A 13,571-nucleotide genomic window follows, 5' to 3' on the forward strand; every position below is an offset into this window, starting at 1 on the left:
CGGGCCGGGCGGCCCGTGCTAGCTCCCGCCGGATGAAGGACGGATTTGCTCCGCGGCGCTGCGCCGCCCTGGCCTATGCCACCATATTGCGCGATCGCCGCGCGCTGGAACCGGCGCTGGAACACGCACCCGGCTATCGCTCAATGAGCGACCGGGACCGGGCGTTCGCGCGGGCCATCCTGGCGACCGCCTTCCGCCGCCTGGGCCAGACCCGCCACGTTCTGGCGCAATTCCTCGCCAAACCGCTGCATGAAATGCCCGAACCGGCCGCCGCGCTGCTGGTTACCGGCGCGACCCAGCTCCTGTGGATGGAGGGCGCCCCGCACGCCGTCGTCTCGACCACGGTCGCGCTTTGCGAAGACAGTACCGAGACCTATGGCCTGAAAGGCGTTATCAATGCCGTTCTGCGTCGTATCGTGCGCGAAGGCCGCGACATCGCCGCACGCACCGCCCCGCGCGACAGTCTTCCCGACTGGATCGCGCGCAGCTGGCGCAAGGCCTACGGGCCGGGCGGGCTCTCGCGCATTGCCGGCATCCAGATGCAGCCGCCGCCGCTGGACCTGACGGTCAAGGATGCCGCCGAACGCGAACGCTGGGCGGAGGCGCTGGAGGCCGAAATCCTGCCAAACGGCACGCTGCGCCGGCGCGAGATCGGCGATGTGACCCAACTTCCCGGCTTCCGCGAGGGGGCGTGGTGGGCCCAGGATGCCGCGGCCGCCATTCCCGCTACGCTTCTGGGTGTGCAACCCGGCCGGCATGTTGTCGACCTGTGTGCCGCACCGGGCGGAAAGACGCTTCAGCTCGCAGCCCTGGGGGCACGTGTAACCGCGGTGGACAGCAATGAAAGCCGGCTGAAACGCCTGCGCGACAATCTCGCCCGCACCGGACTGCGCGCCTCCGTCGCGACAGAGGATGTGCGGCGTTTCCGCCCCAAGGGCGAAGCCGACGCAGTCCTGCTGGATGCGCCCTGTACCGCGACCGGCACCATGCGGCGCCATCCCGAAGCCGGCTGGATCAAGAAGCCCGGCGATGTCCAGCGCATGGCGAAACTCCAGCTGGAACTGGCTGGAGCCGCGACACGCATGCTGCGCCCCGGAGGCTGGCTGGTGATTTGCACCTGCTCGCTGCAGCCGGAAGAGGGTGAGCAGTTTGCAGCTGCGCTGCTGCGCAATCGCAAGGATCTGAAACCGGTGGCGATCCAGGACGGCGAAGTGCCGGGCCTCGCCGAGGCGATCACGCCGGAGGGCGGATTGCGGCTGACCCCGGCGCTCTGGGCCGACCGGGGCGGCATGGACGGGTTTTTCGCCGCCCGGTTCGAAAAGCGTACCTGACATCGGCAAAAGCGCCGGCCGTGACGAGCATCGCTTGCGCCCGTCAGGTCCCGCTGTTATCGGAACCGGCATGGGCACATCCACGATCATCTCGCCGTCGATCCTGTCGGCCGATTTCGCCAAGCTGGGCGAAGAGGTCCGCGCCATCGACGAAGCCGGCGCCGACTGGATTCATGTCGACGTCATGGACGGGCATTACGTGCCCAATCTGACCATCGGCCCGGGCGTCGTGAAAGCGCTGCGCCCACACAGCAAAAAGCCCTTCGACGTGCATCTGATGATCACTCCGGTCGACCCCTATATCGACGCTTTCGTGGATGCAGGCGCCGACATCATCACGGCTCATCCGGAAGCCGGGCCGCATTTTCACCGCACAGTACAGAAGATTCGCAGCTGCGGGACCAAGGCCGGTGCGGCGCTGAACCCCTCGACCCCGCCGGACATTGTCGATTATGTCCTCGACGAGCTCGATCTTGTCCTGGTGATGAGCGTCAATCCGGGCTTTGGCGGGCAGAGTTTCATCGACAACCAGCTGCGCAAGATCGAAACCTTGCGGCAAACGATCGACAAGCGCGGGCTCACGACGACGATCGAAGTCGATGGCGGTGTGAATCCGGACACCGCCAAGGCCTGCCGTTCCGCCGGAGCCCATGCCCTCGTTGCCGGGTCCGCCGTCTTCAAGGGCGGTCCGGCAGCCTATTCCGGCAATATCAAAGCCTTGCGCGGCTGACCGTCATGGCTCGTACGGTGCGTCTGTCCGACTATGCCGGCGCCACCGTGATGGCGATGCGGCGTGAAGCGTCCTCCACGCTCAATGCCATCGGCCTGCCCTCCGGCCTGCACGACCTGACCGGTATTCCGGCCGAACTGACCGTCATACCCACCGATCTCTACGCAGCCGATCCGGTGCGCGGAGCTGCCATCATGACGGGCCGCTTCGCCCTGGCCGGCGAGACGTTCGGCGTGGACGATCCGGTTCACGCCTGGCATCACCCTGCGCCGACGCGGGCCTTTGCCCGGCGGCTGCACGGGTTCGGCTGGCTGCGCGACTGCATCGCCGTGGACGACGATGACAGCGCCTCCAGCGCGCGCGCTATGGTCGACAGCTGGGTTCGCGGCTTCGGCCGCTGGAACAGTTTCGCCTGGTCGCATGGCGTCCTGTCGCATCGTCTGCTCAACTGGCTGCGCTGCGGAGCTGTCCTGTTCAACGAGACCGGCGAGCCGAAGAAGCATCGCCAGGCGCGCTTTCGCGCGCTGTTGCGCCAGGCCCGGTATCTGCAGCGTTCCCTGCCGATCGCCCATGACGGATCCGTGCGACTGCGCTGCGCGGCAGCCTTGTCGCTGAGCGGACTGTGCCTGCCGCGCCAGGCCGCGCTGCAACGCGCCGGCCTGCAGGCACTCGCACGCGAGGTTCAGCGCCAGATTCTGCCCGATGGCGGCCACCTCTCGCGCTCGCCACGGGCCTGCGCCGAAGCGCTGATCGATCTGGTCACAGTGCGCGATGCCGCCGAGGCTGCCGGCGTCGACCTTCCTCCTGAAATCGGCCGCGCCATGGATCGGCTGGCCCCGATGGCGCGCTTTTTCCGCCTGCCGGACGGTGGGCTGGCCAGTTTCCACGGCGGCGGCGAAGGCGACCGCCGGGCCCTGGACGCGGTTCTCGCGCAGGATGACACCAAAGCCCGGCCGTTCGGTTTTGCCCCGCATTCCGGCTATCACCGCGCCGAGGCCGGCGGTGCCACCATCCTCGTCGATGTGGGGCAGGCCCCGCGCGGCCCGCTGAGCACAGGGGCCCATGCCAGCGCACTGGCCTTCGAATTGTGCACGCCCGGCGGACGCCTGGTCGTGAATTGCGGCTGGCACGGCGATCAGCCGTCCAACTGGCGGGAGGCCGTGCGGGCCACCGCCGCCCATTCCACCCTCACCCTGGACGAAACCTCCTCCGCCCGCCTCTTCCCGCCCGGCTGGCAGCGCGACCTTCTGGGACCGCGCCTGGCAACCGCGCCCCACTCCGTCACCGCACGGCGCAATGAGGAGGAGATGGGCATCTGGCTGGAGGGCGTGCACGAAGGCTATCGCGAGGAATACGGCCTGTCGCACCGCCGGCGTGTATTCCTGGCCGCCGACGGCGGCGATCTGCGCGGCGAGGATGCCCTGTTCCGGCCGGTCTCCGATGGTCCTCCGGAGGATGTCGAGGTGCGATGGCGCTTCGCCATCCGCTTCCATCTGCATCCCAGCGTACGCGCGTCCCTGTCGCGCGATTCGATGAGCGCCCTTCTGGTGCAACCCAATGGCGACGGCTGGCGTTTCCGGACCGATGGCGGACCCATCCGATTGGAGCGTTCAGTGTATTTGGCAGCCGGAGCACCTCCACAACGCGCCAGCCAGATAGTAATACATGGAGAAGCAGAACCGTTCGGCGCCGGGGACCGACCGCCCAATCGTGTTCGCTGGGCTTTTCAGCGCCTAGGCCGGATCGGGGGCGCAGGGGGGGAAACCGGATGACCAAGCCACGGCCCGGCATGAAAGATACCGCCGCTGCCCGCAACCAGCTGTCCATGGTCGCTGTGGCCCTGTTCGACCTCGCGGCCGGTGCGTTTTCCATGTGGGCCGCCGTCCATCTGCGCTATCGTTTCGAACCCACCGATCCGCCGGACCAGGTCCTGCTGCAGTCCGTTGCCGTATTCGCGCTGGCCTGCGCCCTCGTCTTTCCGATCGAAGGCCTGCATCGGGGTCTGTGGCGCTATACCGCTCTCAACGACGCGGCCCGGGTCATCCGGGCGACACTTGTCGCCAATCTTGTCTTCCTGCCGGTCCTGTTCCTGATAAACCGTCTGGACGGATTCCCGCGCACATCGATCCTGATCGACATTCCCATCCTCATCGGCCTGCTGCTGGCGCCGCGCTTTCTCGTCGCGGCCTTGCGCACGCAGGGCCTGCGGGGCGTCCTGCAAGTGGAGGACCGGTCCAAGCCGGCCGCGATCCTTGTAGGCACCGAGGCCGAGCTCGACGACGCGCTGCGCGATATCATCCGGCGCAACGGATCGGCGCCGTTCCGGCCCAAGGGGCTTATCGAACCGCAGTCCGATCTGACCGGCCACGCCATTCGCGGCGTTCCGGTACTTGGCGGCATGTCGGCCATAGAGCCCGCACTGGAACGCCTGGCCCGCGCAGAGGCGGAACCGCCCCGCCTGGTTCTGGCCGGGACGGTGACCGATGTCGAGATCGTCAACGAACTCATCCGGATAGCCGCGCAAACAGGTGCCAAACTCTCTCGCGCCCGTCCGGCCGACGGCCCCGGGGCGTTTTCACCTGTCGAGGCCGCCGACCTGCTGAACCGTCCCCCCCGGCCGCCCAATCTCGAACCGGCCCGGCCGCTGATCGAGGGCAAACGGGTGCTGATCACCGGAGCCGGCGGCACGATCGGATCGCAGCTGGCGCGTCTCGCGGCAACACTGAATCCGGAAAAACTCATCTTCTTCGACGCCTCGGAAGCCAATCTCTACGAGATCGATCTCGAATTCACCCGCCGCGCCCCCCGGATCGCCTGGCGTGCCGTGCTCGGGGATATTCGCGATACCGACCGGCTGGATACCGTGTTCGGCGAGGAGAAGCCGGACGTCGTGCTGCACGCGGCTGCACTGAAGCACGTGCCGATGAGCGAGCTCAATCCCGGAGAGGCCGTGCGCACGAATGTGATCGGCACCGTGAATACGATCGAGGCCGCCAAACGCCACAAAGCCCGGATCGTGGCCCTCATCTCGACCGACAAGGCCGTCAATCCCAGCAACATCATGGGCGCCACCAAGCGCGCCGCCGAGCTCTATGCCCGCGCCGCGGCAACTGACGGATCGGACACGCGGATCTGCGTTGTTCGCTTCGGCAATGTCCTGGGGTCGACCGGTTCGGTGGTGCCGCTGTTCGAGCGTCAGATCGAGGCCGGCGATCCGGTTACCGTGACCGACCCGGAGGCCACCCGCTATTTCATGACCGTGGAAGAGGCCTCTGGCCTCGTGCTCGACGCCGCCGCCCAGACAGCGTTCGACCCGGCTCTGAACGGGGCGCTCTATGTCCTCGACATGGGCAAACCCATCTCCATCCTGCGCCTGGCGCGGCAATTGCTGCGCCTGCGCGGACGGGATCCGGACGTGCCGGGCGCGATTTCCATCGTCGGCCTGCGTCCCGGCGAAAAGCGGCACGAGAGCCTTGTCTACGATTTCGAAAGCCGCGATGCGACGTCGGTCGACGGCGTCTGGTCGATTACGGGGCCGACGCTCGATGCGGACATGGTTGCCCAGGCGCTCGATACCCTGCTTCAGTCTGCCGAGTCCGGGCACCGCGAGCCTGCGACTGCGGCGCTGGAAACCCTGTGTGCCCTGCGTCCACGCGAGTCCGCCGGATTGACTTGACCGCCCGGCGTGATACCTCGCCGCGCACATCCGGATTGACCGAACGGAGTCCCGACAATGTCCGACCTTGAACTTGCGCCCGTGCGTCGTGCCCTGATTTCCGTGTCCGACAAGGCCGGCCTGGTCGAGCGCGGCCGCCAATTGGCCGATGCCGGGGTGGAGATCCTTTCCACCGGCGGGACGCTGAAGGCGCTCACCGACGCCGGCATCGCGGCGAAGGACGTTTCCGAGGTCACGGAATTCCCGGAAATGATGGACGGCCGCCTCAAGACGCTGCACCCGCGCGTTCACGGGGGGCTTCTGGGCCGGCGCGACAATGGCGAAGACCGCGCCTCTATGTCGGAACACGGCATTCCCAATATCGACCTGCTCTACGTCAATCTCTATCCGTTCGAGGAAACCGTCGCGAAGGGTGGCGATTATGCCGCCTGCGTCGAGAATATCGATATCGGCGGCCCGGCCATGATCCGTGCTGCCGCCAAGAACCACGCCTGGGTATGCGTGTGTACCGACGGCGAAGACGTCGACGCCGTGATTGCGGCCATGGGCGAACACGAAGGTGCGGTCCCGTTTTCGCTGCGCCAGACGCTGGCGGCCAAATCCTATGCCCGGACTGCGGCCTACGATGCGGCAATCTCGAATTGGTTCGCCGAGGAACTGGGCGAACCGGCTCCCGCATGGCGTGCCTTTGGCGGTGCGCTGGCCCAGCCGCTGCGCTATGGCGAAAACCCACATCAGAAAGCCGCATTCTACGCCACGCCGGAAGACCGGCCCGGGATCGCCACGGCCCGGCAGGTTCAGGGCAAGGCGCTGAGCTACAACAATCTGGCCGACGCCGATGCCGCCTTCGAGCTGGCCGGCGAGTTCGACCCGTCCGACAAGGCGGCCGTGGTGATCGTCAAGCACGCCAATCCCTGCGGGGTGGCCATGCACGACGATCTCGCCGTGGCTTACGAGAGGGCTTTCGCGGCCGATCCGATTTCCGCATTCGGCGGCATTGTCGCCATGAATCGCAAGCTGGACGCGGAAACCGCGGGTGAGCTGGTCAAGATCTTCACCGAAGTCGTGGTCGCCCCCGAAGCCGACGAGGATGCACTGGCTGTATTGTCCGGCAAGTCCAATCTGCGCGTACTCCTGACCGGCGGCATGCCCGACCCGGGCCGGGGCGGCTGGATGACCAAGACGGTAGCCGGAGGACTGCTGGTCCAGCAACGCGATACCGGCATGATTTCGCTGGACGACCTCAAGACGGTGACCGAGCGCGAGCCGACCGAGGCCGAACTCGCCGACCTCCTGTTCGCCTGGAAAATCGTCAAGCACGTCAAATCCAATGCCATCGTCTATGCCCGAAACGGGTCGACTGCCGGCATCGGCATGGGCCAGACGAGCCGTCTCGAGGCGGCCCGGTTGGCCGTGCGCAAGGCCGAGGCCACCGCTGCCGAGCACGGTTGGGACGAGGCGCGGACTAAGGGATCGGTCTGCGCGTCCGATGCGTTCTTCCCCTTCGCCGACGGACTGCACGCCGCAGCCGAAGCCGGCGCCACCGCCGTGATCCAGCCGGGCGGATCGATCCGCGACGACGAAGTGATCGCCGCCGCCAACGAAGCCGGCATCGCCATGGTGTTCACCGGCATGCGGCACTTCCGGCACTGAAGCGCCGATCTCGCCCTGCTGGTGGATCCGTTTAGCGTTGACCGCCACGGCCGCAGGCCGACAAGCTCGCATCATGCGTGTGAGAAGCCTGATAGTGGCCGGCCTCTGTGGTCTCACCGTCACGGTCGGAGGTCTCGCGGCCTGTGCTGCGGGCAATGCCGCCGGCTGGTCTGTGCCCCGCCGCAGTCTCGCTCAGCAGGGTGAATTGCTCACCGGCCACGTCAGTATACGCATCCCGCCCGGTGCCGGGCACGCCGTGCCGACGCTTGTCATGTTTCACGGGTGCGGCGGATTGCGGCAGGTGCAGGAGGACTATGCGGCAGCGGTCCTGGACGCCGGCTACGGTGTCATGATTGTCGGATCGAACGCGGCCCGCGGAATAGGCCGTTTCGCAGCGATGAGCCAGGTCTGCACCGCCCTGCGCCTGTGGGGTCAGGAACGGGCGGCCGACGTGCACGCCGCCATTGCCTTGGCGGCTGCCGATCCGCGCATCGACAGCGCGAACCTGGCCCTGATCGGCTGGAGCCACGGCGGCTGGACCATTCTGGACGCGCTGGGGTTTTCGGGCGCAGAACAGCGGCCGGCAGCGCTGGAAGGGGAGGGTGTGAGTTTGCCCGACCATGTGCGCACCACCATTTTGATCTACCCCTATTGCGGATTTCCCGTCCGCACCGACGGGCGCGATCTGGATCCGGATATTCCGGTCCATGCGATCCTAGCGGGAAACGATGTGGTGGCCCCCGCCGGCGATTGCGTGCGCCTGTTCGAACGGGCCGGGCAGGCCGGTGTACGCGTGGACTACGCGCTCTGGGACGGGCTCACACATGCCTTCGACGAGCCCGACCAGCCGCCCGATCCGCGTATGGAGTATGATGCAGATGCCGCCGGCCGCGCCCGCAAACACCTGGTCGAGATTCTCGGCAGTGCCTTCGATCAGGGCTGAGCGACGGCCGCCATTTCACCGAGCTGGGTCGAGGCGATGGAGAGTTTGGACAGTGTCCAGCCGCCCGACTCATCGAGCTGGCGCTGCACCGAGTCGACCCGGCCGGCCTCTTCCTCATTCACCGTGTTCCAGGCTTCAATCAGCGCATCGGCCCAGTCGCGCGACGGCTGTTCAATCCCCGCCGACAACGAGCCGCCCGCCTGCTGGGCAAACCGCATCGCCGAAGCTGTGATCGCCTGCTGACTGGCGTAGAAGTCTTCCATCAGACGCCGCACGGCAAGCCGGTCCCAGTGCAGGTTGGACGACACGTCCTGGCCCAGTCCGCGCAACCGGTCGAAGGAGAAACGGGCACCGGTGGCGTGGTATATGTAGGATGTCGAGGCCAGCGGCCAGTCATGGTCATTGGCCATGTCGATGACATCGGTCGAGGATGTCAGTGGCCGCAATTCCGCAACAGCCTGGGCCAATTCGGCCGGCGCCCCCGCATCGACAAAGGCCTGCTTGCGCTGTTTGACGCCGCGCCGCTCATGTTCCGAGATGATCTCGTGCACCATGGAGCGCAATTCCTGCACACCGGGCCGGTAGGAGGCGATGACGTCGGAAATGGAATTGTTCCGGGCGGCGGCCTGGTTGCGCCCGCGCCGGACAAGCCAATAGGTCTGGCGGCGCAGAAGGCGGATGATCTCCTCGTGCAGCTGGATCTGCACCGCCGCCGGCGCCTTGTTGTCCAGCGCATTGATGGCCTGGGTCATCTCGGCAAAACCGAAGATTTCGCGCCCGGCCTCAAAGGCCCGCGCAATTGCCGGGACGGTGGCGGTCGTGGAGTCGATGGCGCGGTGGATAAAGGTCGGCCCGCCCAGATTGATCATCTGGTTGGCCAGCACGGTGGAGACGATTTCCCGCTTCAGCCGGTGGCCTTCCATCGCATCGGAGAGTTTGTGAAGCGCCTCGGGGAAATAGTTTGTCAGCATGGCCTTGAAGTGCGGATCGTCCGGCACGTCCGAGGCCACGAGCTGATCGAACAGGGTGATCTTGGCATAGGAGGTCAGCACGGCCAGTTCCGAACGCGTCAGGCCTTGTTCCCGCGCCTTCAGGGCACGCACCCCCTCGCTCGACGGCAGACCCTCGACCTCCCTGTCGAGTTGGCCCAGCTCCTCGAGGCGCAACATGAAACGCTCATGCGCATCGAGATCGGCCACAGCCGTATGCGCTGCCATGGAAAGCGCCAGCGTCTGGTCGTAATTGTGCCTGAGCACGTGCCGCGCGACATCGTCGGTCATGGACTCCAGCAACTTGTCACGATCAGCGCGCGACATGTCGCCGCCGCGCACCATCGGACGCAGCAGGATTTTGATATTGACCTCGTGGTCGGAACTGTCGACGCCGGCCGAATTGTCGATGAAATCGGCATAGGCGCGACCGCCATGACGGCCATATTCGATCCGCGCCGCCTGGGTGAATCCCAGATTGGCGCCCTCACCGATCACCCTGGCCTGGACCTCGTCGGCATTGACCCGGAGGTGATCATTGGTCTTGTCGCCGACTTCCCAGTGCTGTTCGTGCGTTGCTTTCACATAGGTGCCGATCCCGCCGAACCAGAGCAGTTCGATATCGGCCTTCAACAGGGCATGGATCAGCTCGGTCGGGCTGATTGACGATTTGTCGAGCCCGGTCAGGGCCTTCATTTCCGCCGTTAGCGGAATCGACTTGGCGCTCCGCGAGAATACGCCACCCCCTTTTGAAATCAGCGACTTGTCGTAGTCCTGCCAGGACGAACGCGGCAGGTCGAACAGCCGTTTGCGTTCGGTCCACATCGTCTCCGGATCGCCCGGATCGGGATCGATGAAGATGTCACGATGGTCGAAGGCGGCGATCAGGCGAATCTGCCTGGACAACAGCATGCCGTTGCCGAACACGTCGCCGGACATGTCACCGACACCGATCACGGTGAAGGGTTCGGTCTGTATGTCCTTGCCCATCTCACGGAAATGACGCTTGACCGATTCCCACGCACCGCGGGCAGTAATACCCATCTTCTTGTGGTCGTAGCCGGCCGACCCGCCCGAGGCGAAGGCATCGCCGAGCCAGAAGTCGAACTCGTCCGTCGCCAGGCCGTTCGCCGTGTCGGAGAAGGTCGCCGTGCCCTTATCGGCGGCGACCACGAGATAGGGGTCCTCATCGTCCCAGCACACCGTGGCCTGGGGATGTACCACGACATCGTCGACGATGTTGTCGGTGAGATCGAGAAGGCCACGGATGAAGGTCTTGTAGGCTTCTCGGCCGGCCTCGAAGATCTCGTCCCGCGTACCATTGCGGGGCAGAGCCTTGGGATAGAAACCGCCCTTGGACCCGACCGGCACGATGACGGCATTCTTCACCTGCTGCGCCTTCACCAGGCCCAGTACCTCGGTGCGGAAATCGTCGCGCCGGTCCGACCAGCGCAGGCCGCCGCGCGCAACAGGGCCGAAACGGATGTGCACGCCTTCCACATCCGGCGACCAGACGAAGATCTCCCGGTAAGGCTTGGGCAGCGGCAACTCTTCCAGCAGCTCGCTGGCGATCTTGATGGCAATCCGGGCCTTGGGAAGGCCGTCCGCACCACGCTGGTAGAAATTGGTACGCAGCGTGGCTTCGATCAGATGGAAGATGCGGCGCAGTGCGCGATCGTGGTCAAGGCTCGCAACATCGTCGAGCGCCTTGCGCAGCTTGTCGGATACGTTCCAGACCGCGTCGGAGCGTTCCTTCTGGTCCCTCGAGAATTCGGGATCGAATTTGACACGGGCCAGTTCAAGCAGGCCACGGGCGATATCCGGGCAGGCCGCCAGCGCCTCCTCCTGGATCGCCTGGGACGGGTCGAGCCCGGTCTGCTGGCGATAACGCGCGCAGGTCCGCAGGAAGGCGGCCTCGCGCCAGGTCACGCCCAGTTCGACGATCAGCCGGTTGAAACCATCATCCTCGGCCCGGCCATCCGCCATCGCCAGGAGCGCGTCCTCGAGGATCGGCGCCAGCGCATCGAGCGGCTGTCCCTTGAGCGCGTCCGATTTCATCTCGAAATCGTGCACATAGGCCCGGTCGACGCCCTGGCCGTCCTCGCAGCGGCGATCGACCGGGAAGCCGGTCTCCTGGACCACGTAGAGGCCGAGATTCTCCAGCACTGGCATGACACGCGACAGCGAAACCGGTTTGCCGACCCGGTAGATTTTCAGCCGCAGCTCGATCTCGCTGTCCTCGGGTTCGCGATAGACGCGCACGGCGACCTTGTCGGACGAATCCAGGCTTTCCAGCTTGGTGACATCCGCCAGCGCCTCTTCCGGGTCATAGAGTTCGCGATAACCGGCCTTGAAGGCGTCCTGATAGGCCGGCATGCGCAGGCGGATCGCCTCGGGCGCATTGCGGCGCACATGGGTTTCCAGATCGTCTTCCCAGGTTCGCGCCAGACGCGCCACGCGGCGTTCCAGCTCGTCAATGGCGGGTTCGGGATGGTCGAACGGATTGAGGCCGATGATGTAGTGTACCCGCGCCAGCGATCCGTCGCCGAACTGGGGATAGAAGGCGGACAGACGCCCGCCAAAGGCCTCGCGGATGACCTCGCCCGCCTGCTCGCGCACTTTCGAACTATAGCGGTCCCGCGGTACGAAGAGCAGAGCCGACACGAAACGGTCGAACTGGTCGCGCCGGATGAAGAGCTTGGTGCGCGGCCGGTCGTGCAGGTGGAGAATACCCAGGCAGATTTCCAGAAGATCGTTCTCGTCGGTCTGGAACAGTTCGTCGCGCGGATAGTTCTCGACCGTGTTGCGCAGCTTCTTGGCCGAGTGCGTGCCCGGCGTCTTGCCGGCGCGTTCGAGCACGCGGCGCACCTTGCGGCGGATCAGCGGCACCTGGGACGCGCTCTGGTCGTAGGCTTCGGCAGTGAACAGGCCGACAAACCGTGCCTCGCCGATGACGGCGCCATCGTCGCGATACCGTTTGACACCGATATAGTCCATGTAGACGCGGCGATGGACGCGCGACTTCATGTTGGCCTTGGCGACGATGATCGGGCTGGGTTCGCGCAGGAAAGTCTCGATCGCCGGGGTCAGGACGGCCGGCTCGGACCCCTTGCGCAAGACATGGCGCTCCGGATCGCGCAACACGCCGCGCCCGGTCTCCGGGCGAACCCGTGGATGGCGCTGGGCCATGGCGCCGTCGTCATCGACTTCAAAGTCGTAAACGCGGCAGCCCAGGAAGGCGAAATGGTCGTCACGCAGCCAACGCAGGAATTCGCATGCTTCCGCCAGTTCCTCGGGAGAGGCATTGGTGCTGGCCTGGCCGAGATGGGCGATCGCCTCGTCCATCTGCGCGCGCATGTCGGCCCAGTCCTCAACCGCCACGCGGACATCGTCCAGAGTGGCCGTAACGCCCTCGATCAGGGTTCGCCGCGACAGCTCGTCCAGCGGCGGCAGATGCACCTGGATCATCGATTCCGCCAGACAGCGCCCGCCCTCGTCGATGCGGGTGCCGTCATTGTCCCGCCGGACCTGCACGATCGGATGGAACATGGCGAGGATGTCATAACCCTGGGCCCCGATTTCGCCCATCACCGAGTCGACGATGAAAGGCCGGTCCCGGCCAATGATTTCCAGCACGTCGCGCGGCAGTTCCGAACCGTTCGCACGGGTTGCCGGACGCATGCGCACCAGTATGTCCTCGCCGGCGCGCATCTGGCCATATTTCCAGAAATCGACGCACATCGCCGCCAGATCGGCGGCGGCAACCTGTTCCAGGTCTTCCGCCAGAGCGTCGTCATAGATCTGGGAGAAGAAAGATGTCCCCGTTTCTCCGCACTCGCTGCCGTAAAGGTCCTGCCAGCGCGATCGCGCGGCCTGCATGAACTCATCGCGAGAATACGCGTGCGCGACTCCGACGACCGCCCCCATGTGGCGCTCCCTGTGGTCTGTTGTGGTTATGGGGCGAGCCTAGACCTGTTTTCTCATGGCGCAAGCCGTCTACGCCGTTGAAAACGCAAACAAGCCATTCTTTTTGTCAGGGCAGGAACTCCTGTGACGAAAGCGGCACCGCCGGGTAGGGACAGGGGGAACCCGGCGGTGCCTGGCAGACCTCAATGGCAGGCTGGGGGGACGCTCTTTTGAGGCCTGATCGTCGTGAGCAGCCCCTCATCCGCCCGTTCGAGGGGAGGAGAACGCAGCGGGGTGGCCACTCTGTTATCCTATGTAGAAATCCGCGGGCGGAATCCAAGAC

The 13,571-nt window shown here is 65.7% G+C and carries 7 protein-coding genes; 6 read left to right on the top strand and 1 reads right to left on the bottom strand.

Going from position 1 to position 13,571, the window contains the following annotated elements; genetic code table 11:
• Positions 1-32 precede the first annotated feature (32 nt).
• From Q1U94_RS05625 to Q1U94_RS05650, 6 genes are all read left to right on the top strand, one after another.
• Positions 33-1,331 carry a transcription antitermination factor NusB gene (locus Q1U94_RS05625; RefSeq protein WP_300542602.1) on the top strand — a complete coding sequence of 433 codons (1,299 nt, stop codon included), beginning with the start codon at positions 33-35 and terminating at the stop codon, positions 1,329-1,331.
• Between the two features lie 70 nt (positions 1,332-1,401).
• A complete protein-coding gene (gene rpe, locus Q1U94_RS05630) occupies positions 1,402-2,061 on the top strand; it encodes a ribulose-phosphate 3-epimerase (protein ID WP_300542604.1) in 660 nt (219 codons plus the stop codon).
• A gap of 5 nt (positions 2,062-2,066) precedes the next feature.
• Entirely contained in the window at positions 2,067-3,833 is a 1,767-nt protein-coding gene (locus Q1U94_RS05635) for a heparinase II/III family protein (protein ID WP_300542605.1), read from the top strand.
• Complete coding sequence (locus tag Q1U94_RS05640) at positions 3,830-5,737, top strand: SDR family NAD(P)-dependent oxidoreductase (RefSeq protein ID WP_300542606.1); 1,908 nt, start codon at positions 3,830-3,832, stop codon at positions 5,735-5,737. Before Q1U94_RS05635 ends, Q1U94_RS05640 begins: the two co-directional genes overlap by 4 nt.
• A gap of 57 nt (positions 5,738-5,794) precedes the next feature.
• Positions 5,795-7,390, top strand: coding sequence for a bifunctional phosphoribosylaminoimidazolecarboxamide formyltransferase/IMP cyclohydrolase (purH, locus tag Q1U94_RS05645; RefSeq protein WP_300542607.1), 1,596 nt, complete (start codon positions 5,795-5,797; stop codon positions 7,388-7,390).
• A 94-nt stretch (positions 7,391-7,484) separates the two neighbouring features.
• A complete protein-coding gene (locus tag Q1U94_RS05650) occupies positions 7,485-8,333 on the top strand; it encodes a dienelactone hydrolase family protein (RefSeq protein WP_300542609.1) in 849 nt (282 codons plus the stop codon).
• Here Q1U94_RS05650 and Q1U94_RS05655 read toward each other — a convergent pair.
• Positions 8,324-13,201 (bottom strand): NAD-glutamate dehydrogenase, encoded by a 4,878-nt coding sequence (locus tag Q1U94_RS05655; RefSeq protein ID WP_300542611.1) that lies wholly within the window; start codon positions 13,199-13,201, stop codon positions 8,324-8,326. The genes Q1U94_RS05650 and Q1U94_RS05655 overlap by 10 nt on opposite strands.
• Positions 13,202-13,571: the final 370 nt, after the last annotated feature.

The sequence above is a fragment of the Maricaulis sp. genome, from assembly GCF_030149515.1.
Taxonomy (GTDB): Bacteria; Pseudomonadota; Alphaproteobacteria; order Caulobacterales; family Maricaulaceae; genus Maricaulis.

What these genes read in the sequence shown, in the direction of transcription:
- Q1U94_RS05625 (WP_300542602.1), top strand. Translation starts at nt 33, where the DNA reads ATGAAGGACGGATTTGCTCCGCGGCGCTGCGCCGCCCTGGCCTATGCC.
- Q1U94_RS05635 (WP_300542605.1), top strand. Translation starts at nt 2,067, where the DNA reads ATGGCTCGTACGGTGCGTCTGTCCGACTATGCCGGCGCCACCGTGATG.
- Q1U94_RS05640 (WP_300542606.1), top strand. Translation starts at nt 3,830, where the DNA reads ATGACCAAGCCACGGCCCGGCATGAAAGATACCGCCGCTGCCCGCAAC.
- purH (WP_300542607.1), top strand. Translation starts at nt 5,795, where the DNA reads ATGTCCGACCTTGAACTTGCGCCCGTGCGTCGTGCCCTGATTTCCGTG.
- Q1U94_RS05655 (WP_300542611.1), bottom strand. Translation starts at nt 13,201, where the DNA reads ATGCAGGCCGCGCGATCGCGCTGGCAGGACCTTTACGGCAGCGAGTGC.
- rpe (WP_300542604.1), top strand. Translation starts at nt 1,402, where the DNA reads ATGGGCACATCCACGATCATCTCGCCGTCGATCCTGTCGGCCGATTTC.